Origin of the sequence: Streptomyces sp. NPDC008092 (assembly GCF_042957285.1) — a bacterium.
In the GTDB taxonomy this organism is placed as follows: Bacteria; Actinomycetota; Actinomycetes; order Streptomycetales; family Streptomycetaceae; genus Streptomyces.
Genome location: NZ_JBIBHY010000017.1, coordinates 185,369 through 212,086 on the forward strand (window position 1 = coordinate 185,369; position 26,718 = coordinate 212,086).

The following is a 26,718-nucleotide window of genomic DNA, read 5'->3' on the forward strand; positions in this document are numbered from 1 at the left end:
CGGTGCGCGCGGTGTCCCGCCGGGCAGACCGCCGGGGCGGAGGGCTCGTGGTCCCCCCGCCCCGGGCCCCCGTGACCGGGGTCAGTTGATGGCCTTGATCAGCTCACCGTTGGTGGTGTCGCCGCTCAGCTCCCAGAAGAAGGTGCCGCCGAGGCCCTGCTGGTTCTTGTACGTCATCTTGGTCGCGATGGTCGCCGGGGTGTCGTAGCTCCACCAGTCGCTGCCGCACTTGGCGTACGCCGTGCCGCCCACCGTGCCGGTCGCCGGGCACTTGGTCTTGAGCACCTTGTAGTCGTCGATGCCCGCCTCGTACGTGCCCGCCGCCGGTCCGGTCGCCGAGCCGCCGGGCGCCGCCTGGGTGACGCCGGTCCAGCCGCGGCCGTAGAAGCCGATGCCGAGCAGCAGCTTGGCCGCCGGGATGCCGAGGCCCCTGAGCTTGGCGATGGTCGCCGAGGTGTAGAAGTTCGCCGTCGGGATGCCCGAGTAGGAGTTCAGCGGCGAGTGCGGGGCCGTGGGGCCGGTCGAGGCCCAGGCGCCGAAGTAGTCGTACGTCATCGGGTTGTACCAGTCGACGTACTGCGCCGCGCCCGCGTAGTCGGCCGCGTCGATCTTGCCGCCGCTGGTGGCGTCGGCGGTGATCGCGGCCGTGACCAGCGAGCTGCTCCCGAACTTCGAGCGCAGGGCCGCCATCACGTTCTTGAACGCGGCCCGGCCGCTGGTGTCGCAGGTGTTGCCGCAGGCGTTCGGGTACTCCCAGTCGATGTCGATGCCGTCGAAGACCCCGGCCCACTTGGAGTTCTTCACCAGGTCGTAGCAGGACTGGGCGAAGGCGGTGGGGTTCCTGGCGGCCTCGCCGAAGCCGCTCGACCAGGTCCAGCCGCCGAAGGACCAGAGGATCTTGAGGTTCGGGTGCTTCTTCTTCAGCTTCAGCAGCTGGTTGAAGTTGCCGCGCAGCGGCTGGTCCCAGGTGTCCGCGACGCCGTCCACGGACTCGGCTGCGGTGTAGGTCCGGTCGGTCGCCGCGTACGAGTCGCCCATCGCGCACTTGCCGCCGGTGACGTTGCCGAAGGCGTAGTTGATGTGGGTGAGCTTCGCGGCCGAGCCGGAGGTCTCGACGTTCTTGACCAGGTACTTGCGGTCGTAGGTACCCCATTCCGTGAAGTAGCCGACGACCTTGGAGCCGGCCTGGACCTGGGGGGCGGACGGGGCGGACGGGGCCGCCGCGGACGCCGTGCCCGCGCCGGCCAGCAGCCCGGCGCCGAGGACGGCGCAACAGGCCGCGGAGAGCAGCGCCCGGAACCGGGAGCGGTGGGTGATGTGCATCGGGTGTCTCCTCCTGGGGGAGAGGGGAACGCGCGCCGATTGGCATGAACGCGGTAAAGCGTTGGTCATGAACCCTAGGAGGACTAGACCAGTCGGGTCAATGGTTCGGACCAATTTCGCGGGATGTGAATGTTGGCCTGGATTTCCTGAAGTAAGCGGTCGTTAACTGGTGACGGGAGGTCCCTGATCGGGCATACTCACTGCGCAGCCGCAGGTCAGCAGCTTCCGAGACCCGGAACGCCGACCTCGGCCGCACCCGAAAGACAGGCGGAGCCGCCCCTATCCCGCGGGCCGTGACCGCTGCTGCCCGACAGGGAGGAGACCGACGCCATGTCCGACCGCGACCCGCAGCCGGTGGAGCGTCAACTGCCCACGGACGAGGCGAGGGACCTGCTCGCGCTGGTCCGGGAGATCGCCCGGCGTGAGATCGCACCGAGGGCGGCCGAGGAGGAGGACGCCGGGCGCTTCCCGCGCGAGGTCTTCTCCCTGCTCTCCGAATCAGGCCTGCTCGGCCTGCCGTACGACTCCGAGTACGGCGGCGGTGACCAGCCCTACGAGGTCTACCTCCAGGTCCTGGAGGAACTGGCCGCGGCCCGTCTCACCGTCGGCCTGGGCGTCAGCGTGCACACCCTCGCGAGCTACGCGCTCGCCGCCTACGGCACCAAGCAGCAGCAGGTCGAGCACCTGCCCGCGATGCTCGGCGGCGGCCTGCTCGGCGCCTACTGCCTCTCCGAGCCGGCCTCCGGCTCGGACGCCGCCTCCCTGCGCACCAGGGCGGTCCGGGACGGCGACGCCTGGGTGCTCAACGGCACCAAGGCCTGGATCACGCACGGCGGCATCGCCGACTTCTACACGGTCATGGCCCGCACCGGCGCCGAGGGCTCGCACGGGATCAGCGCCTTCCTGGTCCCCGGCGACGCCGAGGGCCTCAGCGGCGCGGTGCCCGAGAAGAAGATGGGCATGAAGGGCTCACCGACCGCCCAGGTCCACTTCGACGACGTCCGGGTCGCCGACGACCGCCGCCTCGGCGAGGAGGGCCAGGGCTTCGCGATCGCCCTCTCCGCGCTGGACTCCGGGCGGCTCGGTATCGCCGCCTGCGCGATCGGCCTGGCCCAGGCGGCGCTGGACGAGGCGGTCGGCTACGCCACCGGGCGCCGGCAGTTCGGCCACCCCATCGCCGACTTCCAGGGCCTGCGCTTCATGATCGCCGACATGGCCACCCAGATCGAGGCCGGCCGGGCCCTCTACCTCGCGGCGGCCCGGCTGCGCGACGCGGGCCGGCCGTTCGCCAAGCAGGCCGCCATGGCCAAGCTGCACTGCACCGACACCGCGATGAAGGTCACCACCGACGCCGTCCAGATACTCGGCGGCTACGGCTACACCGCGGACTTCCCGGTCGAGCGCTACATGCGCGAGGCCAAGGTCCTGCAGATCGTCGAGGGCACCAACCAGATCCAGCGGATGGTCATCGCCCGTCACGTGGCGGGCCCGGAAAGTCGCTGAACTCGCTGAACTGCCCGCGTACCACCGTCGGCGCCGCCAGCCTGGCCCACTCCGGGTCGTGGCGGCCCGGCAGGGCGCGGCCCCGGTCGGCCCAGGTCCGCATCAGATCGCGGTAGATGGGCGGATCCTGCGGTGCGGGCGGTGGCAGCGATGCCGCGGGCGGGGGCACGAAGATCCGGCGCTGACGGCCGAGAGCGGTGTAGGTGGTCGTCATGCCCGGCCAACGCGGGGGCGGCCGCCCTGGTCACCGATCCCCCGAATCGTGCGTGAGTTCGTGGACGTCCCCTCCCGGATCTGGTCTCCGTCCATTTTCTGACGTACCGTCAGCCGGACCGTCTCCAGCCTCCGGGGAGGCCTGCCATGGCCGACGACCGTCCCGTACCGCTCGACGAGTACCCCGTGCACCAGGTCCCGCTCTCCATGAAGCACGTCGCCACCGGGGACCGGAACGCCTACGACCGCTGCATCTTCCACGTCCTCGACCACGACGGCCGCGCCCTGCTCATCCTCGGCCTCGGCGTCTACCCGAACGTCGGGGTGATCGACGCCTACGCCACCCTGCGCACCGGGGACACCCTGCACGCGGTCCGCGCCTCGGACGCCCTCGGCGACGACCGGACACGGCTCGCGGTCGGCCCGCTGCGCATCGAGGTCGAGGAGCCGCTCCGGCGCTTCCGGCTGACCTGCGACGACTCGGTCGACGGCGGCTCCCTCTCCTACGACCTCACCTGGACCGCCGGCTTCCCGGCCCTGTGGGAGCCGCACCACCTGCAACGCCGGGGCGACCGGCTGACGCTGGAGGGCCGCAGGTTCGTGCAGGCCGGGGGAGTGTCCGGGGTGATACGGGCCGCCGGCGAGGAGTTCCGCGTCGACCCGGCAGGCTGGACCGGCACCCGGGACCGCAGCTGGGGCGTCCGCCCGATCCCGGGGGAGGAGGCAGGGCGGCTCGCCGAGGAGAACCCGACCGAGGGCTTCCACTGGATCTGGTGCCCGGTCCGCTTCGAGGACCGCTTCCTGATGGTCATCACCCAGGAGGACGCCGACGGCCACCGCACCCTGAACGAGGCCACCCTGGTCCGCCCCGGCGAGCGCGACCGCCAACTCGGCTGGCCGCACACCGAGATCGCCTACCGCTCCGGCACCCGCCACCCCGAGCGTGCCGTCGTCCACCTCGGCGACCCCCGCAAACCCCGGGAACTGGAGGTGGAGATCCTCACCTCCTCGCCGCTCGCGGTCGGCGCCGGCTACCCGCCCGCGGACGACTGGCAGCACGGCACCTGGCAGGGCCGGGGCTGGGTGGACCGCCGCACCTACGACCTGACCGCGCCGCACCCCCGCGCGGCCTACGGCGTCACCGACCACTCCGCCCGCTTCCGCCTGGACGGGCGGACCGGCCACGGCATCTTCGAGCACGGCTCGTTCGGCAGACACGATCCGAGCGGCTTCACCGGCTTCGACTCGGTGGCGCCCTGAAGGAGGAGGCCGGGATGACGACGAAACCGCGCCCGCGCACCACCACCCGCGACCCGGAGGACCTCGCCCGCCGGCTGACCGCCTGGCTGGACGCCCGGCTCCCCGGCGCCAAGGCCGTCGGCGTCACGGTCCCCGCCTCCAACGGCATGTCCAGCGAGACCCTGCTCTTCGAGATCGAGCACCCCGAACCCCCCTTGCGGGCCTGCGCGTTGCGGCTCGCGGCGGATCCGTCGGCGTACACGGTCTTCCCGTCGTACGACCTCACCCGCCAGTACCGCACCATGCGACTGGTCGCCGAGCGCACGGACCTGCCCGTGCCCCGCGTCCTGTGGCTGGAGGAGGATCCCGGACCGCTCGGCGCGCCCTTCTTCGTGATGGAGTGCGTCGAGGGGCGCGTCCCGCCCGACGTCATGCCCTACACGTACGAGGGGAACTGGCTGCACGCGGCGAGCGACGCCGAACGCGCGCACCTGGAAGCCGCCTCCGTCGCCCTGTTGGCCCGGCTGCACGACCAAGTCCCCTCGGCAGCACTGGAGTTCCTCGCCCTGCCCGGGGACGGCGACGCCCTGCACCGGCATGTCGAGTCCCAACGGCGCTACTACGACTGGGTGGTGGCCGGACTCGCCCGCTCACCCCTGATCGAGGCCGCCTTCGACCGGCTCGCGGACCTGTGGCCGCACGAGCCGGGCACGCCGGTGCTCAACTGGGGGGACGCCCGCATCGGGAACGTCGTCTACGACGGGTTCGACCCCGTCGCCGTCCTGGACTGGGAGATGGCGGCACCGGCCCCGCGCGAGGTGGACCTCGGCTGGACCGTCTACCTGCACCGCTTCTTCCAGGACCTCACGGCCGCCTCCGGACAGCGCGGCCTGCCCGCGTTCCTGCGCCGCGACCGCGTCGAGGCCCGCTACGCCCGGCTGACCGGCCACACGCCGCGGGACATGGACTTCTACACCCTGTACGCGGCCCTGCGGCACGCCATCGTCATGCTGCGCATCGCCTACCGGCAGGTGTATTTCGGCGAGGCCGCCGTCCCCGCGGATCCGGACACACTGATCCTGCACCACGGCAGTCTGCGCGCCATGGTGCAGGGCAGCTACTGGGACGCGGTGCGGTGACTCAGGCAGCCTGACGGTCGACGGCGTAGCCGCCGGGGCGCAGTGCCGCTACCTGCATCGGGCGCGAGCCCGGGCCGCCGACGTGCGAGAAGGGCTGCGTCCGCCAGTTCAGACCCTGCGGGAGGGTGAGCAGGAGGGCGGTGTCCTGCTCCTGCGGCTCGGCCGACTCGTCCGCGGACGGGGCGTCGTCCGCCGCGCGGCCCGTGCCGGCACAGACGGTGAGGCCGAACGGGTTCCACGGCGAGGCGCACAGCGCGTGCTCCGGCAGGAACTCCTCGTCCGCCAGCAGCGCGATCGACTGCGCGCAGTCCGGGCAGATCACCCGGAACATCTCGAAGGTGTCGTAGGCGTCCAGCTCCTCGGCCTCGTAGAGGTCGGGTTCGACGCCCTCCGGCTCGGGCTCGACCACCAACTGCGGGCGCTTGGACACGGAACGACCAGGGCGCTTAAGACTCTGCATGGGTAACTCCCCCTCGGGCTGGGCCGTTACGGCGCTGCGGCCTCGACCACAGCAAGCACTTCCCGTCCGGTCTCGGCGGTAATCACGAGAGCATCACGGAGCCCGTTCGAGGGCTGTGGCGTTCGTCACATGCCGCACGCAGGTGCCCGCTGCGGTGGATTTGTCCGCCGGACGGCCCGCCATCAGTGTTCCGTGACATCACGAACCGGCCATGACCTGGACCGCTGAGCTATCCGTGGAGATCAGGTGCACTGTAGTTTTTCCGCCATGGAGGAGCTGGACCGTCAAATCGTGCAGCTGCTCGTCAAGGACGGGCGGATGAGCTACACGGACCTGGGCAAGGCCACGGGTCTGTCCACGTCGGCCGTGCACCAGCGGGTGCGCCGGCTGGAACAGCGCGGCGTCATCCGCGGCTACGCCGCGGTCGTCGACCCGGAGGCCGTCGGGCTGCCCATGACGGCGTTCATCTCGGTGAAACCGTTCGACCCCAGCGCCCCCGACGACATCGCGGACCGCCTGGCCGGCGTCCCCGAGATCGAGGCGTGCCACAGCGTGGCGGGCGACGAGAACTACATCCTCAAGGTGCGGGTGGCGACCCCGCACGAACTGGAGGAGCTGCTGGCCAGGCTGCGCAGCCTGGCGGGGGTGTCGACCCGGACGACGGTGGTGCTGTCGACACCGTACGAGGCCCGGCCACCGAAGATCTGAGCGGGCCGAGCCCGCGCCGCCGGCCCCTGCCGTCGCTCCCGCTCCCGCCGCCCCGCCACGACCGCCGTGGGCAGGCGTTCCGCAGGGCGGAACGGGTGGGCACGGCCGACCGTTCCGGGTGCCTTGGAACGTGGTCCGAGTGCGACTGCGTGTCGCGGCTGGTCGCGCGGGGGCGCGTTTCCGGGACCCCTGTCCGGAGGCGCCGGTGGCAGGGGCGAAACTGTTCCCCATGAGTGAGCGCAGCCCCGAGCCCCAGACCGTTCTTCTCCGTCGTGGAGAGGTACACAGCCCCGCCGATCCGTTCGCGACCGCGATGGTCGTGGAGCGCGGGCAGGTCGCCTGGGTCGGTTCCGAGGGGGCCGCCGACGCCTTCGCGGACGGGGTCGACGAGGTGGTCGACCTCGACGGGGCCCTGGTCACGCCCGCCTTCACGGACGCCCACGTCCACACCACCTCCACGGGCCTCGCCCTGACCGGCCTCGACCTGTCCGGGGCGCCCTCGGTGGCCGCGGCCCTGGCGCTGGTGCAGGAGTTCGCCGCCGCCCGCCCGGACGACCGGGTCCTGCTCGGGCACGGCTGGGACGCCTCCCGCTGGGCCGGCGGCCGCCCGCCGACCCGCGCCGAACTGGACGCGGCCACCGGCGGCCGCCCGCTCTATCTCTCCCGCATCGACGTCCACTCGGCGGTCGTCACCACGGCCCTGCTGGACCTGGTCCCGGGCGCGGCCCCGCGTCAGGACGCGCCGCTCACCGGTGACGCGCACCACGCCGTCCGCGCCGCCGCGTTCGCGGCCGTGACGCCCGCACAGCGTGCCGAGGCCCAGCGCACCGCCCTCGCCCATGCGGCCTCCCTCGGCATCGGCACCGTGCACGAGTGCGGCGGGCCGAAGATCTCCTCCGAGGACGACTTCACCGGGCTGCTGCGGCTCGCCGCCGAACTGCCCGGACCGCGCGTCGTCGGCTACTGGGCCGAGGAGGACGTGGCGAAGGCCCGCCGGCTGGGCGCGCTCGGTGCCGCCGGCGACCTGTTCGTCGACGGCGCCCTCGGCTCCCACACCGCCTGCCTGCACGAGCCGTACGCCGACGCGGGCCACACCGGCGCCGCCTACCTGGACGCGGAAGCCGTCGCCGCCCATGTCGTCGCCTGCACCGAGGCCGGTCTGCAGGCCGGCTTCCACGCCATCGGCGACGCCGCCGTGACCGCCGTCGTGGCGGGCGTGCGCGCCGCCGCGGGGAAGGTCGGCCTGGACCGGGTCCGGGCCGCCCGGCACCGCGTCGAGCACGCCGAGATGCTCACGCCCGAGCACATCGCCGGCTTCGCCGAACTCGGTCTGATCGCCTCTGTGCAGCCCGCCTTCGACGCGCTGTGGGGCGGCGCGGACGGCATGTACGCCCAGCGGCTCGGCGCCGAGCGGGCCCGCACCCTGAACCCGTTCGCCGCCCTCCTGAAGGCCGGGGTCCCGCTCGCCTTCGGCTCCGACAGTCCGGTCACCCCGCTCGACCCCTGGGGGACCGTCCGGGCCGCCGCCTTCCACCACACGCCCGGGCACCGGGTCTCCGTGCGCGCCGCGTTCACCGCGCACACCCGCGGCGGCTGGCGCGCGATCGGCCGGGACGACGCGGGCGTCCTGGTGCCGGGGGCGCCCGCCGACTACGCGGTCTGGCGCACCGACGAACTGGTGGTGCAGGCGCCGGACGACCGGGTCGCCCGCTGGTCGACCGACCCGCGCTCCGGCACCCCCGGCCTGCCCGACCTCACCCCCGGCCGCGAGCTGCCGGTCTGTCTGCGCACCGTGGTGGGCGGCCGGACCGTGTTCGTACGACCGGGCGAGTGACCCCCCGCATTCGTACGGCCGGGCGAGTGATCTCCCGGGGTGGCGCGGTCGTGATCGACGGCCGCCGTCCCGTCGCGCGACCTGCGCATCCTCTGCGCTGACCAGGGGTTTGACTGCGTTTCCGCAGGTCAAACGGCTGTTGACAGCCAACGGCAGCGGGCCGGTAGGTTCGGCGGAGTCCACCACCGGACGCCCGACCATGGAGCAGTTCGCGCACTCGTCGCAGCGCCGCTGGGTCAGGGACGGTGTGCCGCACCGGGGCACCGCCACTGGGAGCCAGGCTCAGCGCCCGCGCCGACGAGGGAACGTTCCGGCCGGTCGGGAGGTGTGACCCGGGTGGGGCCCGGACGCTCAGTAGACAACGGCTTTCGGTCGACCCGCAGCCAGCGGGTCCCAGGTCGGCCCGAAGGGCGCCGGGCCCCCATCCGTAGGGGAACAGAGTGGCGAAAACGCGTATGACCGCCACCCGAAACGGGCATCCTTACCCCGTTCTTGCGGAATCGACACCACCATACGAATGAGCTGTCACGTCAGTGCAGGCTGCGGCCACTATGGTGGTCCCCTGCGTACGACATGAAGGGGCAGCAGTGAACGACGGCGACGGGACCCTCGCGGCCAAGGCCCAGGGGCGGCGGTTCGGCCCGCTCGGCACGGCCTTGGTGATCATTCCCACGTACAACGAGGCGGAGAACATCAAGTCCATCGTCGGCCGGGTGCGTCAGGCCGTCCCCGAGGCGCACGTGCTGGTGGCGGACGACAACAGCCCCGACGGCACGGGCAAGCTCGCCGACGAACTGGCCGCCGAGGACGACCACGTCCAGGTGCTGCACCGCAAGGGCAAGGAAGGCCTCGGCGCCGCCTACCTCGCGGGCTTCCACTGGGGCATGGACAACGGCTACGGCGTGCTCGTCGAGATGGACGCGGACGGCTCCCACCAGCCGGAGGAGCTGCCCCGGCTGCTGACCGCGCTGAAGGGTGCCGACCTGGTGCTCGGCTCCCGGTGGGTGCCCGGCGGCCGGGTGGTCAACTGGCCGAAGTCCCGTGAGTTCATCTCCCGGGGCGGATCCCTGTACTCCCGGCTCGCCCTCGACCTGCCCCTGCGGGACATCACCGGCGGGTACCGCGCCTTCCGCCGCGAGACCCTGGAGGGCCTGGGCCTCGACGAGGTCGCCTCGCAGGGCTACTGCTTCCAGGTCGACCTGGCCCGCCGGGCGATCAAGGCCGGCTACCAGGTCGTCGAGGTGCCCATCACCTTCGTCGAGCGGGAGTTCGGCGACTCCAAGATGAGCCGCGACATCCTGGTCGAGGCGCTGTGGCGGGTCACCTCGTGGGGCGTCACCGACCGCGTCGGCAGGATCACCGGCAAGGGCAAGCGGTCCTAGCGAACGCCCGGGAACCTCACAGTTCCGGTTGATCATCCCCTTATGCCGCACTGAGCCGGGCCCAGGCACACTGGGAGCATGACGACTGGCGCGCAGACCCCTCCGTACACCACCCGGCCCCGGCGCTCCCGGCTCGGCAGATACCTGCCGCTGGGTCTCGCGGTGTGGCTGGTGCTGGAGATCTGGCTGCTGACGGTGGTCGCGGGCGCGGCGGGCGGGTTGACGGTGTTCCTGCTCCTGGTGGCGGGTTTCGTGGCCGGCTCCGTGGTCATCAAGCGCGCCGGCCGGCGCGCCTTCCGGAGCCTGAACGAGGCGATCCAGCGCGGCGGCTCCCCGGAGCGCGGCGGTGGCAACGGCCTGATGATGCTGGGCGGCCTGCTCCTCATCATCCCGGGCCTGGTCTCCGATGCCCTCGGCCTGCTGCTTCTGCTGCCCCCGGTCCAGAAGGCGGTCTCGCGCATCGCCGAGCGCACCCTCGACCGCAAGCTCCGCGCCGCCGCCCCCGGCACCCTGGGCAACGCCTTCCAGCAGGCCCGCATGCACCGCCCGGACGGAAAGGTCGTCCAGGGCGAGGTGATCCGGGACGACGGCCCCCGTCCGGGTGACGAGCCGACGGGGGAGCGGCCGCCGCTGACCCGATGAGTGCCTGCGCCGGTCGCCCCGGCGCAGCCGCACCCACGACAACCGAGGGCGCCGTACGTTCACAGAACGTACGGCGCCCTCGGTTGTTGTGTCGGTTTCCGTCAGACGGAACTACACGGGACTATGCGGACTTGCGGCTGTCCCTGGGATGAATCGCGATGTTCATCGCCCCGGACCGCAGAACCGCCAGACGCTCCTCGAGGACCTCTTCGAGTTCCTCGCGGGTACGCCGCTCCATCAGCATGTCCCAGTGGGTACGCGCGGGCTTGGCCTTCTTCTCTTCAGGGCCGTCGCCGTCCACGAGGAGTGCCTGGGCCCCGCAGACCTTGCACTCCCACTCCGGCGGGATCTCCGCCTCGACCGAGAAGGGCATCTCGAAGCGGTGCCCCTTCTCGCATGCGTACTCCACGGCCTGGCGCGGGGCCAGGTCGATACCGCGGTCCGTCTCGTAGCTGGTCACCACGAGGCGCGTACCGCGAAGAGCTCGCTCACTCATGAATCGTGCCTCCCGGGCTTGTCGCCCACAGGACAGGTGTCGCTGTCGTCGTCATCCGGTCAACGTCCGGTCGGCGGTAAAGATTCCCGTTCCGGGTCATGCGTCGCCGTCGTAGCCGCCCCTTGTTGTACCCACCGGCGCCCGGTTTGTCACATCTGCTAGCAGATGTCACCCACCGTTTCGGCATCTTTGACGCGCAGTAACGGTACGCCTGGCAGGCCAAACGCGTACACTACCGCCCTTCCGCGTTGAACGCTAAATCTTCTGTGGAACCGGGTTGCCGGCCTCCCTGATCGCCTGTCGCACCGGCACCCGCGCGAGCAGCGCGAACCCGATGACGAAGAAGGCCACCAGCGAGATGATCGCCGACCGGTAGCTCCCGGTCAGCTGGTAGGTGATCCCGAACAACAGCGGTCCCAGCCAGCTCATCCCCCGATCGCTCATCTCGTACGCCGCGAAGTACTCGGCTTCTTTTCCGGGCGGCACCAGATGGGAGAACAGGGAGCGGGACAGGGCCTGGCTGCCGCCGAGGACGAGACCGATACCGGCCGCCAGGGCGAAGAACCACACGGGTGCCCCGGCCGGCAGGAAGTACCCGGCCGCCAGCGTCACCGTCCACGCCACCAGCGACCCCAGGATCGTGCGTTTCGCCCCGTACGTCCTGGCCAGCCGCCCCATCGTCAGCGCGCCCGCCACGGCCAGCACCTGCACCATCAGGACGGCGCCGATGAGCGTCGACTGGCCGAGGCCGAGCTCCTCGGAGCCGTAGACGGACGCCTGGGAGATCACGGTCTGGATGCCGTCGTTGTAGATGAGGTAGGCCAGCAGGAAGGAGAGTGTCAGCGGATGCCGGCGCATGTCACGGGCGGTCGCCACGAGTTGACGCAGCCCCGGCGCCGTCGCCTCGGCCGCCCGGCCGCCCCGGTCGCGCAGCCGCCGCAGCGGTACGAGGGTGAACGCGCCCCACCACAGGCCCGCCCCGGCCAGGCAGATGCGGACCGCCTCCGTCTCGGAGAGGCCGAAGGAGCCGTGCGCCGAGTAGAGGACCAGGTTGACGACCAGCACCAGCGAGCCGGAGGCGTAGCCGAAGGCCCAGCCCCGGGAGGAGATGGTGTCGCGTTCCTCGGGAGGGGCGATCTGGGGGAGGTAGGAGTTGTAGAGCATCAGGGCGACCGACTGGGCGGCGTTCGCGACGATCAGCAGCAGCCCGCCGAGCAGATAGCGGTCGCCGTCCAGGAAGAACATGCCCGTCGTCGCCGCGGCCCCGGTGTACGCGGCCGCGCCGAGCAGCTGCTTCTTGCGGCCGGTACGGTCGGCCGCGCTGCCCACCAGGGGCATCAGCACGACGGCGAGGATCACCGACAGGGAGACCGAATAGGCGAAGAAGGAGCCCGCCCGGACCGGGATGCCGAGCGGGTGCACATAGCCGCCGGCGTCCGCCGCGTGGTCGGCGACCGACGTGAGGTACGGCCCGAGGAACACGGTGAGGACGCTCGTCGAGTAGACCGAGCACGCCCAGTCGTAGAAATACCAGCCGCGCTGTTCGCGCCGTAGCTCGGCGGTCTCGTCGAAGACCCCCGTCCGCACGGTTTCGGTGCCCACCCGCGCCCTTGCCTCTCCCGCAGCAGTACCGCCCGCGCGCCTCAGAACCAGACGCCGCGCTTCTGCATGACCTCACGCAACGTGTCGATGTGATCGGTCATGATGCCATCGACTCCCAGGTCCAGGAGCCGGTGCATCCGCTCGGCCTCGTTGATGGTCCACACGTGGACGTGCAGCCCGCGCGCGTGGGCGGCGCGCACGAAGCGCCGGTCGACCACCGGGACCCCCGACTGGGACTCGGGCACCTGGGCGGCCACCGCCGACCGGCGCACCGAGGCGGGCAGACCCCAGGAGCGCAGCCGCAGCCCGACCACGCCACGGGTGCCGAACGAGGTGGCGAGGCGCGGCCCGGCCAGCCGCTGCGCCCGCAGCACCCGTGCCTCCGAGAACGACCCCACGCAGACCCGGTCGTAGGCGTCCGTCTTCTCGATCAGGTCGAGGAGCGGCCGCAGGGCCGGCTCCGCCTTGGCGTCCACGTTCCAGCGGACGTCCGGGAATTCTTCGAGCAGCTCCTCGAAGAGGGGGAGCGGCTCGCGGCCCGCCACGCGTGCGTGCCGTACGTCCTCCCACGGCAGGTCGGCGATCCGGCCGGCCCCGTCGGTGACCCGGTCCAGGGTGTCGTCGTGGAAGGCGACGAGCCTGCCGTCCGCCGTGGCGTGCACATCGGTCTCGATGTACCGGTAGCCGAGTTCGACCGCGCGCCGGAACTGCGCCACGGTGTTCTCCAGGCCGTCCGCGGCCCCGCCCCGATGGGCGAAGGCGATGGGGCCGGGGTGGTCCAGGTACGGGTGGCGTGTCAGCGTGCTCACGGACGCAGTATGGCGCGCTCGGGTGACCCCGTGGCAACGACCGTGCTGCGCCCGGATGCCGCCGGGACGGCGAACACCTTCAGGAACAGCTGTGCGAGCGGACCGATGGACACGGCGTAGAGCAGGGTGCCCGCGCCGACCGTCCCGCCGAGCGCGAACCCGGTGACGACCACCGCGACCTCGATCGCCGTACGGATGAGCCGGATCGAACGGCCGGTACGCCGGTGCAGCCCCGTCATCAGACCGTCCCGGGGGCCGGCCCCGAAGCTCGCCGCGATGTACAGGCCGGTCGCCGCTCCGTTGAGCACGATGCCCGCCGCCATCAGCGGGATCCGCACGGCGAACGCGTGCACGTCGGGGAGGACGGCGAGCGCGGCGTTCATGGCGAGGCCGATGACGAAGACGTTGGAGACCGTGCCGAGGCCCGGGCGCTGGCGCAGCGGGATCCACAGGAGCAGCACGGCCGCTCCCACGACGATCGACACCGTGCCGATGCTCAGCCCGGTGTGCCCGGCGAGCCCCTGGTGCAGCACGCCCCAGGGTTCGAGGCCGAGGCCCGCCTCGACAAGGAGCGCGGAGCTCACGCCGTACAGCGTGAGGCCCGCGTAGAGCTGGACCAACCGTCGCCCGAGACGGCCTTGCGTGGACAAGGGATACCCCCCTGGTGGTCATGGTGGACTGGCTCATGTCACTCTGTGGCTTGGAAAGGAAAGCCATCCATGGCCAATTCGGGGAAGGTGGACTGATTCGCATGGCGCAGTGGACCTCGGCGGTAGGGCCCGCACAGCTCGCCCGGCTGCTCAACTCGCAGCAGGACCGCCCGGCGGGCCCGGGCACCCGGCGTCCGCCGGCCTACCGCGCGCTCGCCGACGGCATCCGGCTGCTGGTCCTGGAGGGCCGGGTCCCGGTCGCCGCCCGGCTGCCCGCCGAACGCGAACTGGCCCTCGCCCTGTCCGTCAGCCGTACGACGGTGGCGGCGGCGTACGAGGCGCTGCGCGCGGAGGGCTTCCTGGAGTCCCGCCGGGGCGCGGGCAGCTGGACGGCGGTCCCGGCGGGCAACCCGCTCCCGGCCCGCGGCCTGGAACCCCTGCCCCCCGAGGCGCTCGGCTCGGTGATCGACCTGGGCTGCGCCGCGCTGCCGGCCCCCGAGCCGTGGCTGACCCGCGCGGTCCAGGGCGCCCTGGAGGAACTCCCGCCGTACGCCCACACCCACGGCGACTATCCGGCGGGCCTGCCCGTCCTCCGCTCGATGATCGCCGAGCGCTACACGGCGCGCGGGATCCCCACCATGCCCGAGCAGATCATGGTCACCACCGGCGCGATGGGCGCGATCGACGCGATCTGCCATCTCTTCGGCGGCCGCGGCGAGCGCATCGCCGTCGAGTCGCCGTCGTACGCCAACATCCTCCAGCTGATGCGGGAGGCGGGCGCCCGGCTGGTGCCGGTGGCGATGGCCGAGGGGCTGGGCGGCTGGGACCTGGACCGCTGGCGCCAGGTCCTGCGGGAGGCGGCGCCCCGGATCGCGTATGTGGTCGCCGACTTCCACAACCCCACCGGGGCGCTCGCCGACGACGACCAGCGGCGCCGCCTCGTGGACGCGGCCCGCTCGGCGGGCACGGTGCTGGTCGCCGACGAGACGATGAGCGAGCTGTGGCTGGACGACGACGTGGAGATGCCCCGCCCGGTGTGCGGCTTCGACCCGGCGGGCTCCACCGTCGTCACGGTCGGCTCCGCCAGCAAGGCGTTCTGGGCGGGCATGCGCATCGGCTGGGTCCGGGCGGCTCCCGACGTGATCCGCAGCCTGGTCGCCGCGCGGGCCTACGCGGACCTGGGCACGCCGGTGCTGGAGCAGCTCGCGGTGAACTGGTTGTTCAGCACGGGGGGCTGGGCCCAGGCCGTCGACCTGCGCCGGGCCCAGGCCCGGGAGAACCGGGAGGCGCTGGTGACGGCGGTACGGCGGGAGCTGCCGACCTGGGAGTTCGAGGTGCCGAAGGGCGGTCTGACGCTCTGGGTCCGGGCGGGGGGTCTGTCCGGCTCCCGGCTCGCGGAGGCGGGGGAGCGGGTGGGGGTACGCGTCCCGTCCGGTCCGCGGTTCGGGGTCGACGGGGCCTTCGAGGGCTATGTACGCCTTCCGTTCACCGTGGGGGGCGCGGTGGCGGACGAGGCGGCGACGCGGCTGGCTGCGGCGGCGCGGTTGGTGGAGGCCGGGGTGAGCGGGGGCGGCACGGAGGCGCCGCGGTCGTTTGTGGCGTAGCGGCGTAGTGGCGTAGCGGCGGGGCGGTGCTTCGGCTGCGGGCCGGTGGGGGCCGGCCGCGCAGTTCCCCGCGCCCCTTACGGGGCGCTTCGCAGCTACTCACCCCGCAAGCGCGGGCGAGCGACACCCACCCCCGTCTCAGCCCTCGGCGACCGCAGCCTCCAAAGGCACCGCCTGCTCCACCCCCTCGCTCCTCGGCGGCAACAAGGCCAGCACCGCCTCCCGGTCCACCTCGCTCGTCGCGTCGTCGTACGGATCCGGAGTCGCCGGCACCTGGAGCCGCAGCACCGGCCCGTGCCCCAGCCGCGCATACCCCCGCCCGGGCGGCACCTGGGCCAACGGCGTCGTGTGCGGCGGGGCACCCAGCGCCGCCGCCAGCTCGTCCGGCAGCGCCGGTCCCAGCACGACACGCGCGCGTGCGTGCTGCCGTACCGCCTCGCTCAGCGCGTCCGCGCTGTCGAGCTGTTCGGCGACCACCACGGTGACGTTGGCCGCGCGGCCGTGCCGGAGGGGGGTCTGGAGGAGGGCCTGCGGGTCCTTGTGGCCGTCCGCCGAGGCCAGGTGGACGAAGGCGCTCGGGCGGTCGAGGAGGATCCACAGGGGCCGCCGGCAGTCGTCCGGCGGCGGGTGGCCCGCCTGGCGCGCGCGGCTGAGGGCGATGAGCCGCCGCTCCGTCTCGTTCGCGGCCCACTCCAGGCTGGCCAGTGCCCCGGCGAGCCCGCACTCGACGGCGAGGACCCCGTCCCGGCCGGCCAGGCACATGTACTCGCCGGTGCCGCCGCCCTCGACGACGAGGACGTCGCCGTACTGGAGGGCCTGCAGCGCGATGGAGCGCAGCAGGGTCGAGGTGCCGCTGCCGGGGCGGCCCATGACCAGCAGGTGCGGCTCGGTGGAGCGGGCGCCGGTGCGCCAGACGACCGGCGGCACGTCACGCTGCTCCTCGCCGTACGCGAGCGGGAGCGTGCGCTGGACCTCGCTGGGGTCGGTGAACCCGAGGACCGTCTCGCCCGGCGCGGTGACGAAGCGCTGGGCGGAGATGTCGGTGGGCAGCGGGGCGAGGACGGTCACCGTGAGCCGGTTGCCCTCCTCGTCCCACGCGAAGTGGTACTCGCGGCCCCGTCCGGACTTCGCGGTGAGCAGGTTCTCGATCCGTGCGCGGGCCCCCGGCTCGCCGTCCGGGAAGTACGCGGGGTAGCGCAGCAGGAGCTGGCCGAGGCGGCCCGCGTCGTCGAACTCGTGGGCGAGGAAGGCCTTCTCCCACTCCCCGCCGTGTGCGTACAGCGGCGCCGGGTCCTCGGCGGCCGAGAAGTACGGCACCAGGGCCTCGTACAGGGACTGGAGCCGCTGGGTCTGCGACTCGTCGGGGCCCTCCGGCGGGGACGGGGCGCGGTCGCGGCCCTGCCAGGCGCTCGCCGCCATCAGGGTGATGACGGCGAGCAGCGGCCCGTACGGCACCAGCGCCACGACCAGGACGACCGAGGCCACCAGGAACAGCAGCGGCCCTCGCTTGTCCTTGGGCGTCTCCGTCCATCTGTGCCGCCCGGCCGAGGCCAGCCGGCTCAGCCCGCGGGTCACGGTGATGAGCGGGTGGAGGACGTCGGTGGCGTTGTCGGCGGCCGTCCGGGCCAGCTCCCGGCTCCGGGCGAGCTGCGCGCCGCCGTTGCTCAGAATGCGGGGGAGAGGGCGCCGGGCCACTGCTGTCTCCTCACGGTGCGTACGGACGGGTGGGGCATCAGAACTTGATGCCGCCGAGCAGGCTCGCCAGGCTCTCGCCGCCGGCCTTGATGCTCGGCGCGATGGCCGTGCTGGCGAGATAGAAGCCGAAGAGTGCCGAGACCGTGGCGTGCGACGGCTTCAGTCCGTCCTTGCGGAAGAAGAGGAAGACGACGATGCCGAGCACGATGACGCCTGAGATGGAGAGGATCATTTGAGATCTCCTGGTGTCGAAGGGGGACAGTCACCATGAGTTCTTCCAGGATCACAGCAGGTATCCATACGATTAAAGGTGTAAATGGGTGAATCTCGCCTGTTTTCACCCGATCGGTGGATCATTCCTGCCCCGAGTTGGCCGGGTTGACCGTCCTCCGGTGCGGGAATGTGATCGTTCGGCGGGGTTGCGGTGATCTTTACCTCGGGCAGATCCGCTCATGTGCACCCTGAGCCAGTACGCTGGCGATTCACTCGTACGGCCCCGCGGTCCGCCCGTTGCCGTACGCTCCCCCCGTCCGCGGTAGTCCCCGCAGCGCACAGGAGAGGCGGTCCGGCCGATGAGCGAAGCCCCCGACCCCGAGGTCGTGGAGCTGGCGACCAAGATCTTCGATCTGGCCCGGCAGGGGCGGACCGAGGAGCTCGTGGCGTACCTCGACGCGGGAGTTCCGGCCAACCTCACCAACGACCGCGGCGACTCCCTCGTGATGCTCGCCGCCTACCACGGCCACGCGGCGGCGGTGCGTGAGCTGCTCGCCCGTGGCGCCGAGGCCGACCGGGTCAACGACCGTGGTCAGACGCCACTCGCCGGAGCGGTCTTCAAGGGCGAGACGGACGTGGTCAAGGTGCTGGTGGACGCCGGCGCGGACCCGGCGGCGGGCACTCCGTCGGCCGTCGACACCGCACGGATGTTCGGCAAGGCGGAGGTTCTGGAACTGTTCGGTACCTCCTGACCCATCTGTTCTGACCAGCTAAAACACACAAAACGGGGGAGGCGGTACAGGGCCGCCGAAATTTCGGTCGCGGCAGGTCGAAGTGCCGAGTCATCATGACGTCGTGATTCACGGACGCGATGGCTGGGCAGGTGTTGCCGCACCGCGCGGGCCGTGATGCGGCCCGCATGGGCCACTGACGAGAGGCAGAGAGAAATGGTCTACAGCAAGCAAGAGACGGCGGGCGCTCCGACGTTGTGTCACGCGGCCAGGTAGTGCGTGTTCTCCGGTTGCGTCGACGCTTGATGTGAGGCTGTTTCCCATGTTCGATCCGGTCATAGCGCCCAGCGGTACGCTGCTCGGCCTGCTTCAGCGGGGCCGTGGCGACGGCACGCTGCACGCGCTCACCGCCCCGCGCGCCGAAGCGCTCGCGGCGCTGAACCACTGTGTGCTCCACGACCCCCGCCACGACTGGCAGGTGGAGAACCGCTCCCTGTACTTCGCCCGGCTCTACCTCGACCTGCGCGGCGAGCTGGACGCCATCGAGGCACACCTCTTCGACCCCGAGGACGTCCTCGACACCGAGGAGTCCCGCACCGGCCTCGCGCTGGCCGTGCTCGGGCACCTCGCCTCCTACGGCAGGCTGGACGCGCTCGAACTGCTGCGCAGGTACGCGGCGACCGGCTCCAACTGGGCCTGGGCCCTGGACGAGCTGGCGCTGCGCGACGACGACGCGGGCCTGCGCGCCCTCGCCGCCCCGGTGCTGGCGCGTTTCACCACGGACGCCGAGGGCGAGGCCGAGCTGGCCGCCGCCGTACGGGACGCGTTCGAGCCACGGCCCTGGCGGCTGTGGGCCGAGGATCCTCGCGAATCGATCGCCACGCGCGTGCGTGCCGCCCAGGAGACCGGCTGCTTCGACCGCTGGCAGCGCCAGCTGCGACCTACCGGGCCCCGTCCGGGGTGGAGCGTGCGTGCCGTCTTCGAGTGGGCCCAGCAGGGCGTCGAGCGGGGCGCGGCCCTCCATGTGCCGGCCGCCCGCTGCCTGGTCGCCGTCGCCGGACCCGAGGACCGGCCGGAGATCCTCCAGGCCGCCAAGGACGGCACCGACGGAGCCCGCTGCACCGCGCTGCGCTACCTCGCCGACAGCAACGACCCCGACGCGCTCCACCTGATCGAGGCCGCGGTCGTCGACGGCACGGCCACCGTGGTGGAGGCCGCCGTCGACGCCTTCGAACGCATGCGCAGTATCGCCGCCGTCGACCGTGCGCGCGGCTGGGCCCGCAGGCCCGACGCCCTCGGCGCCGCCGCCGGCCGGATGCTGGCCTGCCGGGGCGGGACCAAGGACAGCGAACTGGTCCTCGCCGCGCTGCGGGAGGCCGTACGCGGCGAAGGCCCCGACGCGCCGACGCTGTGGACCCTGGTCGACGGCACCGGACGCCTCGGCATCGTCTGTGCCGCGCCCGTCCTGCGCCACATCTACCGCGAGACCGCCTCGTCCCACCTCCGCGGCCGCGCCGCCCGCGCCCTGGCCGCCACCGATCCCTCCTTCGCCACCGGCTTCGCCGTCGAATGCCTGTGGGACTGCGAGGAGACCACCCGCGAACTCGCCGCCCGGCACGCCGAGACCGGTGACGCCCGGGTCGTCGAACAGCTCCGCCGGCTCGCCGCCGATCCCGCCGAGGAGGCGGAGGTACAGACGGCCGTACGCAGCCGTATCGGACCGGACACGTCTGCCATGTGACATATCACTGCACCGGACAACTGCCTCACCACGCACACCACGGGAACCACGGGGGATCCCGCACACGTTCCATACGCGGACGACTGCCCGTCAGGTGAACAACCGGTGACCGCCGGGGCAGCCGGGCATGGACGTCGGCTGGCCCGCTCGGGTGTGCAGGCCAACGCTCATGGGACGTTTAACAATCGGAAAGATCCACTTTGACGCGGCCACGTCCGGCGCGGCGACAACACCGGTATGCGTGTCGTCATCGTGACCGAATCCTTTCCCCCCGATGTGAACGGCGTGGCCCACTGCGCGCTCCAGACCGCCCGACACCTCGTCGATCGCGGTCACGCTCCCCTCGTCGTCGCACCGGCCCCCGCCCCCGGAAACAGGCTCGCCGCGGCCGCCGCGCCCTGCCCTGTCGTCCACGTCCCCTCCCTCCCGCTCCCGGGCTATCCCCAGGTCCGCGTGGCTCTCCCCAGCCGCAAGCTCGCCGCCGCGCTGATCGACCACCGTCCCGACGTGGTGCACCTGGCCAGCCCCTTCATCCTCGGCGTCCGCGGCATGGCCGCCGCCGCCCGGCTCGGCATCCCGGCCGTCGCCGTCTACCAGACCGACCTGGCCGGATACGCCCGCACCTACGTGGGCGCCGGCGAGGCCGCCGCCTGGCGGCGGATCCGGTCCGTGCACGGCGCCGCCGACCGCACCCTGGCCCCGTCCACCGCCTCGATCGCCGACCTGGAGGCGCACGGGGTCCCGCGGATCCAGCTGTGGCAGCGCGGCGTGGACACCGTCCGCTTCCGTCCCGAGTTCCGCGACGAGGCGCTGCGCCGCGAGATCGCCCCGAACGGCGAGGTCATCGTCGGCTACGTCGGCCGCCTCGCCCCCGAGAAGCAGGTCGAACTCCTCTCCGGGGTCTGCGGCCTTGAGGGCGTGAAGGTCGTGATCGTGGGCGACGGGCCCGCCCAGGCCCATCTCACCGAAGCGCTGCCGGGCGCGGTCTTCCTCGGCCGCCGCACCGGTGACGACCTCGCCCGGATCTTCGCCTCGTTCGACGTCTTCGCGCACACCGGCCCCTTCGAGACGTTCTGCCAGACCGTCCAGGAGGCCATGGCCAGCGGCGTCCCGGTCGTCGCGCCCGCCGTCGGCGGCCCGATCGACCTGGTCGACCACGGCCGCACCGGGTTCCTGGTCCCGCCGCGCGACGCCGGTGCCGTACGGGAGGCCGTGGCCTCCCTCGTCGCCGACGCCGGGATGCGGGCCGCGTTCGGCCACGCCGCTCGGGCCACGGTCGAGGGCCGCACCTGGGCCGCGGTCGGCGACCAGCTGATCGGCCACTACGAGGACGTGCTCGCCGCGCGCCGGCCGGTGGTGGCGGCATGAGCGGCACCTCGCTGGGGCCCCTGCGCATCGTCCGGCTGGCCAACTTCGTCGCCCCCGCCTCGGGCGGGCTGCGCACCGCCCTGCGCGAGCTCGGCAAGGGCTTCGTGGCGGCCGGGCACGAATCGGTCCTGATCGTGCCCGGTGAGCGCTACTCGGACCGGTACGAGGAGCAGGGCCGGGTCATCACGCTGCCCGGCCCGCTGCTGCCCGGCACCGGCGGCTACCGCGTCCTGGTCGACAAGAAGCGGGTGCAGAGCCTCCTGGAGCACCTCGCCCCGGACCGCCTGGAGGTCTCCGACCGCACCACCCTGCGCTGGACCGGCCGCTGGGCCCGGCGCGCCCGGATCCCCGCCGTGATGGTCTCCCACGAGACCGCCGACGGTGTCCTGCGCACCTGGGGCATGTCCGAGAACATGTCCCGGCGCACCGCCGACGCGCTCAACATCCGTACGGCGCACACGTACGCGCGCGTGGTGTGCACCACCGAGTTCGCCGAGCGCGAGTTCATCCGCATCGGCGCGCGCAACGTCGTACGCGCCCCCCTGGGCGTCGACCTGATAGGCCGCCACCCCTCGCTGCGCGACCTCGACCTGCGGGCCCGGTACGCGCGCGAGGACGAGGCACTGCTCGTCATGTGCTCGCGGCTGTCCGTGGAGAAGCGGCCCGGCACCGCCATCGACGCCGTGGAGGCGCTGGTACGGCGCGGCCGCCGGGTGATCCTGGTGGTGGCCGGAGACGGGCCGCTGCGGGAGCGTCTGGAGCAGCGGGTGCGGGAGCGCAGGCTGCCGGTGACCTTCCTGGGCCATGTCTCCGACCGGGACAGCCTGGGCGTGCTGCAGGCGTCCGCCGACGTCGCCCTGGCGCCGGGACCCGCGGAGACGTTCGGACTGGCCGCCCTGGAGGCCATGGCCTGCGGGACGCCCGTGGTCGCGAGCGCCTCCTCGGCGCTGCCCGAGGTGATCGGAGCCGCCGGGGCCACCGCGGCGGACCGCGGCGAGGCGTTCGCCGACGCCGTGGAGATGCTCCTGGAGCGGCCCTGCGACGAGCGCCGGGAAACGGCACGCGCGCGTGCGGAGTGCTTCGGCTGGGGAACGGCCGTGGAGGCGTTCCTCGCCGCGCACGACGCGCCGGTGCTGTGCCGTCGTGACGAGGGCCGTGACGAGAGCGGAGCGACGGCACCGGTCCGTCGTGTCGTGCCGGAGGGCGTGGCATGAGAGCGGTTCGTTTCGTGGCGCTCGGGGACTCGCTGACCGAGGGCGTGGGCGACCCCGCCGGCGACGGGTGGCGCGGCTGGGCCGCCCTGCTGGCCGGCGGACTCGCCGCGAAGGAGGTGGAGTTCACCAACCTCGCGGTCAGCGGGGCGCAGACCCGGGACGTGCTGGAACGCCAGACCCCGGCCGCGCTGGAACTGCGTCCCGACGTCGTCGCCGTCGTCATAGGCGTCAACGACACCCTGCGCTGCACGTTCGACATCCATGCGGTGGCCGAACGGCTCGACGAGGTCTACGCGGCCCTGACCGCGCAGGGCGCGACCCTGCTCACGGCCTGCCTGCCCGACCCCGGTGCGATGTGGGGACTCCCGGGCGCCCTGGCCCGCCCGCTGGCCCGCCGGGGGCGTGCGGTCAACGCGGTGGTGCACGCCCTGTCCGAGCGGTACGGGGCCGTCCACCTGCACGCGTCGGAGGGCGCCTGGCTCACCGACCGCGACATGTGGAGCGCGGACCGGCTGCACCCGTGCGAGCGCGGGCACCGGCAGCTCGCGGTCCGCTTCCACGCCCTGCTCGCCCCGCTGGGCATGGCGACGGGGACGGCGCCGTCCCCCGAGCCGGAGTTCCCGCCGCCGACGAAGAAGGCGAGTCTCTTCTGGCTGGCCACGGCCGGCACCGCCTGGGTGATCAGGCGCTGCCGCGACCTGCTGCCCCAGCTGCTCCGGCTGGCCGTCGACGAGATGCGGCACCGCCGCAGGGGCACCAGCGCCCGCCTGGACCTGAGCGCGTCCGCCGCGGTCTCCGCCGCGCTGGCCGCCCTCCAGCCGCCGGAGCGGCCCGCGGACGCCGCGTGACGAGGCCGTTGCCCTGTTCCAGCCACGTCTTACGGCGGTTCGGCGACGGCGTACCACGGTTCGGTGGCGGTGTACGCCGGTTGCGCGGCGGTGCACGCCGGTTCAGCGGCGGCGTACGGCCGTGAAGCGGACCGGGATGCCCGGGACCGCCTGGGCCGCCGCCGCGAGGTCGGCGGCGCGGACCACCGCGATCACCGGATAGCCGCCGGTGGTCGGATGGTCGGCCAGGAACACCACCGGACGGCCGTCCGGCGGCACCTGCACGGCGCCGAGAACCATGCCCTCGCTGGGGAGTTCACCGGTACGGGCCCGCTCCAGGGCGGGCCCTTCCGTGCGCAGCCCGATGCGGTTGCTCGCCGACGACACGCGGTACGCGCGCGAGGTGAACGCCCGGACGGCCTCCGGTGTGAACCAGCCGGCCCGCGGGCCGAGCGTCACCCGCAGCACGAGTTCCGCCGGCGGGGACGGCTGCGGTACGACGTCCACGCGCGCGTGCGGTCCCGGGGGCGGGCCCAGCGGCAGCACCGTGCCGTCCGCCAGCGGAGCGGGACCGAGCCCGGAGAGCAGGTCCGTCGCCCGGCTGCCCAGCACCGGTTCCACGGCGATCCCACCGGAGACGGCCACGTAGCTCCGTACGCCGGAGCGGGCCGTGCCCACTTCCAGCAGTTCCCCGGCCGGAACCACGACCGGCGCGCCCCAGGCCGCCGGACGCCCGCCCACCGTGACGGGGCACGGCGCGCCGCCGACCGCCACCACGACCGTCGAACGCGGCCGCACGGCACATCCGTTGAGCGTCGTCTCCAGAACGGCCGCGTCCGGTGCGTTCCCGGCCAGCCGGTTGACGAGTGCCGCGGCGGGTGCGTCCAGCGCCCCGGAGCGGGGCACCCCCAGATGCGCGTACCCGGGCCGCCCCCGGTCCTGCACCGTGGTCAGCGCACCGGCCCGTACGACGACGAGCGCGCGGTCGGTCATGCGTCCCCCACGGGCACGAACCGTACCCGCGTGCCCGGCGCCAGCAGTGCGGCCGGCACGCGCGTGTGGTCCCACAGCACCGCCTCCGTCGTCCCGATCAGCTGCCAGCCGCCCGGCGAAGAACGCGGGTAGACGCCCGTGTACGGCCCGGCCAGCGCCACCGCGCCCGCGGGCACTGCGGTGCGCGGGGTGGCCCGGCGCGGTACGTCGTAGCGGTCCGGCAGCCCGGTGAGGTAGCCGAAGCCGGGCGCGAAGCCGCAGAAGGCGACCGTGAACTCGGTCTCCGCGTGGATGCGGGCCACTTCCCGCACGGGCACCCGCCAGTGGGCGGCGACCTCGGCGAGATCCGGTCCGTCGTAGCGCACGGGCAGCTCGACCGCCGCACGCGTGCGTGGGGGAGCGGGCGGGACCACGGCGGCGGCGAGTTCGGCGGCCCGGCGGGCCGGGTCGTCGAGGCCGTCGAGCAGGACCGTGCGGGCGGCCGGCACGATCTCGCGGACCGTCAGCGAGCCCTCCGCGCGGCGGCGCAGCAACTCGGCGTGCAGGGCCTGGGCCTGCGCGCCGGAGCCGACCTCGACGAGCAGGGCGTCGTCGCCGACCGGGTGGACCGTCAGGGGCGTGGCAGGCTGCGGGCTCAGACCCGTGTCCGTGTCCGTGCCCGTACTTGTGCCCGGGCCCGGGCCTGGGCCCGTGCCCGGGGTTGTGCTCGTGCTCATGCGAAGGCCGCCACGGTCACGCCGGCTGCCGCGAGCCGCGCACGCACCCTGTGCGCCAGCTCCACGGCGCCCGGGGTGTCGCCGTGCAGGCAGAGCGAGCGGGCGCGCACGGCGATGCGCGTACCGGAGTGCGAGGTGACCGCGCCGGAGCGCGCCAGTTCCACCGAGCGCTCCACCACCGCCTCCGGGTCGCTCACCACCGCACCCTCCTGCCCGCGCGGGACGAGCGTTCCTTCGTCGGTGTACGCGCGGTCCGCGAACGCCTCCGTGACCGTCGGCAGCCCCGCCTTCCCCGCCAGCGCGAGCAGCCGGGAGCCGGGCAGCCCCAGCACGGGCAGCGAGGCGTCAGCGAGGAGCACGCCGTCGACCACCGCGGCGGCCTGCTCCTCGTCGTGTACGACCCGGTTGTAGAGCGCGCCGTGCGGCTTCACGTACGCTACCCGCGCGCCGGCTGCACGGGCGAAGACCTCAAGGGCGCCGATCTGGTAGGCCACCTCGGCGGCCAGTTCGGCGGGCGGCACGTCCATCGCGCGCCGCCCGAACCCCGCCAGGTCCCGGTAGGACACCTGGGCGCCGATCGCCACCCCGCGCCCGGCCGCCAGTTCGCACACCCGCCGCATGGTGACCGCGTCCCCCGCGTGGAAGCCGCAGGCCACATTGGCGCTGGTCACGACGGACAGCAGCTGCTCGTCGTCGGTGAGCCGCCAGCGGCCGAAGCCCTCGCCGAGGTCGGCGTTCAGGTCGATCGAGGTCATGGATGCGCTGTCTCTCCTGTCAGGCCACGCGGTACTGCTCGTCGCGGGCGTCGCTGATGAACATCTGGCCCGGCGCGTGCGTGATGGCGAACGGCGGCCGGGAGGCCACCACCGCCGCCTGGGGGGTCACCCCGCACGCCCAGAACACCGGGATGTCGTCGGGTTCGGCGGCCACCGGGTCGCCGAAGTCGGGCCGGCCGAGATCGGCGATGCCGAGTGCGGAGGGATCGCCGCAGTGTACGGGGCCGCCGTGCACCGCCGGGAGCAGACTGCTCTCCCGGATCGCGGCCGACAGGTGCTCCGGCGGCACCGGGCGCATGGACACCACCATCGGCCCGCGCAGCCGTCCCGCCGGACGGCACGGCCGGCTGGTCACGTACATGGGCACGTTCCGGCCCTGTTCGACATGGCGTATCGGCACCCCGGCCCCGGCCAGCGCCCACTCGAACGTGAAGCTGCACCCGAGCAGGAACGACACCAGGTCGTCGCGCCAGTACGCGCGTACGTCCGTCGGCTCGTCCACCAGCTCCCCGTCCCGCCACACCCGGTAGCGCGGCAGGTCGGTGCGCAGGTCCGCGCCCTCCGCCAGCTCGGTGCCGGTCGCACCGGCGTCGGTGACGTCGAGCACCGGACAGGGCTTCGGGTTGCGCTGGCAGAACAGCAGCATGTCGTACGCCCAGTCGGCGGGCACCGAGATCAGGTTGGCCTGGGTGTGACCGGCCGCGACCCCGGCCGTGGGGCCCGTGAGGCCGTCCCGGAAACGGGCCCGGGCGCTTCTCGGGCTCCACGCGTGCGCGTGCTCGTCGACGAGGGCGACGGGACGGTCCGCCGCGGCCAGGGTGAGGACGTGCTCTTCCACAC

Annotated in this window: 27 protein-coding genes; 13 read left to right on the forward strand and 14 right to left on the reverse strand. The window is 73.0% G+C overall.

The genetic code is table 11. From position 1 onward, the window contains the following. Positions 1-81 precede the first annotated feature (81 nt). Positions 82-1,323, reverse strand: a complete 1,242-nt coding sequence (locus ACFZB3_RS41565) for a glycosyl hydrolase family 18 protein (protein WP_391386611.1) — start codon at positions 1,321-1,323, stop codon at positions 82-84. 330 nt (positions 1,324-1,653) lie between these two features. Here ACFZB3_RS41565 and ACFZB3_RS41570 point away from each other — a divergent pair, with 330 nt between their 5' ends. Further along, positions 1,654-2,826 (forward strand): acyl-CoA dehydrogenase family protein, encoded by a 1,173-nt coding sequence (locus tag ACFZB3_RS41570; protein ID WP_391386614.1) that lies wholly within the window; start codon positions 1,654-1,656, stop codon positions 2,824-2,826. On the opposite strand, the gene ACFZB3_RS41575 is transcribed toward ACFZB3_RS41570, so the two are convergent. Next, entirely contained in the window at positions 2,789-3,040 is a 252-nt protein-coding gene (locus ACFZB3_RS41575; protein WP_391386617.1) for a hypothetical protein, read from the reverse strand. The two genes, ACFZB3_RS41570 and ACFZB3_RS41575, sit on opposite strands and share 38 nt — an antisense overlap. A 146-nt stretch (positions 3,041-3,186) precedes the next feature. Here ACFZB3_RS41575 and ACFZB3_RS41580 point away from each other — a divergent pair, with 146 nt between their 5' ends. Continuing rightward, the gene (locus tag ACFZB3_RS41580; RefSeq protein WP_391386620.1) at positions 3,187-4,299 is read left to right on the forward strand and encodes a hypothetical protein; all 1,113 of its coding nucleotides are present in this window, start codon (positions 3,187-3,189) and stop codon (positions 4,297-4,299) included. Positions 4,300-4,313: 14 nt separating this feature from the next. Then, entirely contained in the window at positions 4,314-5,417 is a 1,104-nt protein-coding gene (locus ACFZB3_RS41585) for a phosphotransferase (RefSeq protein WP_391386623.1), read from the forward strand. A gap of 1 nt (position 5,418) precedes the next feature. Here ACFZB3_RS41585 and ACFZB3_RS41590 read toward each other — a convergent pair whose 3' ends face one another. After that, positions 5,419-5,877, reverse strand: a complete 459-nt coding sequence (locus ACFZB3_RS41590) for a hypothetical protein (protein WP_391386626.1) — start codon at positions 5,875-5,877, stop codon at positions 5,419-5,421. Positions 5,878-6,144: 267 nt separating this feature from the next. On the opposite strand from ACFZB3_RS41590, the gene ACFZB3_RS41595 reads away from it, so the two are divergent. The 4 genes from ACFZB3_RS41595 to fxsA all read left to right on the forward strand — a co-directional run bounded on the left by ACFZB3_RS41595 (position 6,145) and on the right by fxsA (position 10,443). Further along, complete coding sequence (locus tag ACFZB3_RS41595) at positions 6,145-6,585, forward strand: Lrp/AsnC family transcriptional regulator (RefSeq protein WP_066997022.1); 441 nt, start codon at positions 6,145-6,147, stop codon at positions 6,583-6,585. Between the two features lie 229 nt (positions 6,586-6,814). Further along, positions 6,815-8,419 (forward strand): amidohydrolase family protein, encoded by a 1,605-nt coding sequence (locus ACFZB3_RS41600; RefSeq protein ID WP_391386629.1) that lies wholly within the window; start codon positions 6,815-6,817, stop codon positions 8,417-8,419. Positions 8,420-9,006: 587 nt separating this feature from the next. After that, positions 9,007-9,801, forward strand: coding sequence for a glycosyltransferase (locus ACFZB3_RS41605; RefSeq protein ID WP_391386632.1), 795 nt, complete (start codon positions 9,007-9,009; stop codon positions 9,799-9,801). A 78-nt stretch (positions 9,802-9,879) separates the two neighbouring features. Beyond that, complete coding sequence (gene fxsA / locus ACFZB3_RS41610; RefSeq protein ID WP_391386634.1) at positions 9,880-10,443, forward strand: FxsA family membrane protein; 564 nt, start codon at positions 9,880-9,882, stop codon at positions 10,441-10,443. Positions 10,444-10,564: 121 nt separating this feature from the next. Here the strand turns inward: fxsA and ACFZB3_RS41615 are convergent, their stop codons facing one another. The 4 genes from ACFZB3_RS41615 to ACFZB3_RS41630 all read right to left on the reverse strand — a co-directional run bounded on the left by ACFZB3_RS41615 (position 10,565) and on the right by ACFZB3_RS41630 (position 14,000). Continuing rightward, complete coding sequence (locus ACFZB3_RS41615) at positions 10,565-10,939, reverse strand: RNA polymerase-binding protein RbpA (RefSeq protein ID WP_010046329.1); 375 nt, start codon at positions 10,937-10,939, stop codon at positions 10,565-10,567. Between the two features lie 255 nt (positions 10,940-11,194). Next, a complete protein-coding gene (locus tag ACFZB3_RS41620; RefSeq protein ID WP_391386636.1) occupies positions 11,195-12,541 on the reverse strand; it encodes an MFS transporter in 1,347 nt (448 codons plus the stop codon). A gap of 41 nt (positions 12,542-12,582) precedes the next feature. Next, complete coding sequence (locus ACFZB3_RS41625) at positions 12,583-13,350, reverse strand: glycerophosphodiester phosphodiesterase family protein (protein ID WP_391386637.1); 768 nt, start codon at positions 13,348-13,350, stop codon at positions 12,583-12,585. Continuing rightward, a complete protein-coding gene (locus ACFZB3_RS41630; protein ID WP_391386640.1) occupies positions 13,347-14,000 on the reverse strand; it encodes a YitT family protein in 654 nt (217 codons plus the stop codon). Before ACFZB3_RS41630 ends, ACFZB3_RS41625 begins: the two co-directional genes overlap by 4 nt. A 101-nt stretch (positions 14,001-14,101) precedes the next feature. Between ACFZB3_RS41630 and ACFZB3_RS41635 the strand changes: the two genes are divergently transcribed. Continuing rightward, positions 14,102-15,604 (forward strand): aminotransferase class I/II-fold pyridoxal phosphate-dependent enzyme, encoded by a 1,503-nt coding sequence (locus tag ACFZB3_RS41635; RefSeq protein WP_391386643.1) that lies wholly within the window; start codon positions 14,102-14,104, stop codon positions 15,602-15,604. Between the two features lie 138 nt (positions 15,605-15,742). Here the strand turns inward: ACFZB3_RS41635 and ACFZB3_RS41640 are convergent, their stop codons facing one another. Together ACFZB3_RS41640 and ACFZB3_RS41645 are read right to left on the reverse strand one after the other, a co-directional pair. Then, a complete protein-coding gene (locus ACFZB3_RS41640) occupies positions 15,743-17,299 on the reverse strand; it encodes a hypothetical protein (RefSeq protein ID WP_391386646.1) in 1,557 nt (518 codons plus the stop codon). Between the two features lie 37 nt (positions 17,300-17,336). Next, a complete protein-coding gene (locus ACFZB3_RS41645; protein WP_189268091.1) occupies positions 17,337-17,531 on the reverse strand; it encodes a hypothetical protein in 195 nt (64 codons plus the stop codon). Between the two features lie 340 nt (positions 17,532-17,871). Between ACFZB3_RS41645 and ACFZB3_RS41650 the strand changes: the two genes are divergently transcribed. Next, on the forward strand, positions 17,872-18,264 hold the full coding sequence (locus ACFZB3_RS41650) for an ankyrin repeat domain-containing protein (protein WP_391386650.1): 393 nt from the start codon (positions 17,872-17,874) through the stop codon (positions 18,262-18,264). Positions 18,265-18,565: 301 nt separating this feature from the next. Beyond that, the gene (locus ACFZB3_RS41655; RefSeq protein WP_391386653.1) at positions 18,566-19,984 is read left to right on the forward strand and encodes a HEAT repeat domain-containing protein; all 1,419 of its coding nucleotides are present in this window, start codon (positions 18,566-18,568) and stop codon (positions 19,982-19,984) included. A 90-nt stretch (positions 19,985-20,074) separates the two neighbouring features. Here the strand turns inward: ACFZB3_RS41655 and ACFZB3_RS41660 are convergent, their stop codons facing one another. Next, positions 20,075-20,320, reverse strand: coding sequence for a hypothetical protein (locus tag ACFZB3_RS41660; RefSeq protein ID WP_391386747.1), 246 nt, complete (start codon positions 20,318-20,320; stop codon positions 20,075-20,077). Here ACFZB3_RS41660 and ACFZB3_RS41665 point away from each other — a divergent pair. Genes ACFZB3_RS41665 through ACFZB3_RS41675 form a run of 3 tightly spaced genes read left to right on the forward strand, consistent with a single transcriptional unit; the run spans position 20,222 to position 23,414 of the window. Then, on the forward strand, positions 20,222-21,352 hold the full coding sequence (locus tag ACFZB3_RS41665) for a glycosyltransferase (protein WP_391386656.1): 1,131 nt from the start codon (positions 20,222-20,224) through the stop codon (positions 21,350-21,352). The genes ACFZB3_RS41660 and ACFZB3_RS41665 overlap by 99 nt on opposite strands. Next, positions 21,349-22,566, forward strand: coding sequence for a glycosyltransferase (locus ACFZB3_RS41670; RefSeq protein ID WP_391386659.1), 1,218 nt, complete (start codon positions 21,349-21,351; stop codon positions 22,564-22,566). Before ACFZB3_RS41665 ends, ACFZB3_RS41670 begins: the two co-directional genes overlap by 4 nt. Further along, positions 22,563-23,414 carry a GDSL-type esterase/lipase family protein gene (locus ACFZB3_RS41675; protein WP_391386662.1) on the forward strand — a complete coding sequence of 284 codons (852 nt, stop codon included), beginning with the start codon at positions 22,563-22,565 and terminating at the stop codon, positions 23,412-23,414. The genes ACFZB3_RS41670 and ACFZB3_RS41675 overlap by 4 nt, the downstream gene beginning before the upstream one ends. 102 nt (positions 23,415-23,516) lie before the next feature. On the opposite strand, the gene ACFZB3_RS41680 is transcribed toward ACFZB3_RS41675, so the two are convergent. The 4 genes from ACFZB3_RS41680 to ACFZB3_RS41695 all read right to left on the reverse strand — a co-directional run bounded on the left by ACFZB3_RS41680 (position 23,517) and on the right by ACFZB3_RS41695 (position 26,716). Continuing rightward, positions 23,517-24,386 carry a 5-oxoprolinase/urea amidolyase family protein gene (locus ACFZB3_RS41680; protein WP_391386664.1) on the reverse strand — a complete coding sequence of 290 codons (870 nt, stop codon included), beginning with the start codon at positions 24,384-24,386 and terminating at the stop codon, positions 23,517-23,519. Further along, entirely contained in the window at positions 24,383-25,000 is a 618-nt protein-coding gene (locus ACFZB3_RS41685; RefSeq protein ID WP_391386741.1) for a carboxyltransferase domain-containing protein, read from the reverse strand. Before ACFZB3_RS41685 ends, ACFZB3_RS41680 begins: the two co-directional genes overlap by 4 nt. A 98-nt stretch (positions 25,001-25,098) precedes the next feature. Next, complete coding sequence (locus tag ACFZB3_RS41690; RefSeq protein ID WP_391386666.1) at positions 25,099-25,857, reverse strand: 5-oxoprolinase subunit PxpA; 759 nt, start codon at positions 25,855-25,857, stop codon at positions 25,099-25,101. A gap of 19 nt (positions 25,858-25,876) precedes the next feature. Then, complete coding sequence (locus tag ACFZB3_RS41695; protein WP_391386744.1) at positions 25,877-26,716, reverse strand: putative hydro-lyase; 840 nt, start codon at positions 26,714-26,716, stop codon at positions 25,877-25,879. Positions 26,717-26,718 lie beyond the last annotated feature (2 nt).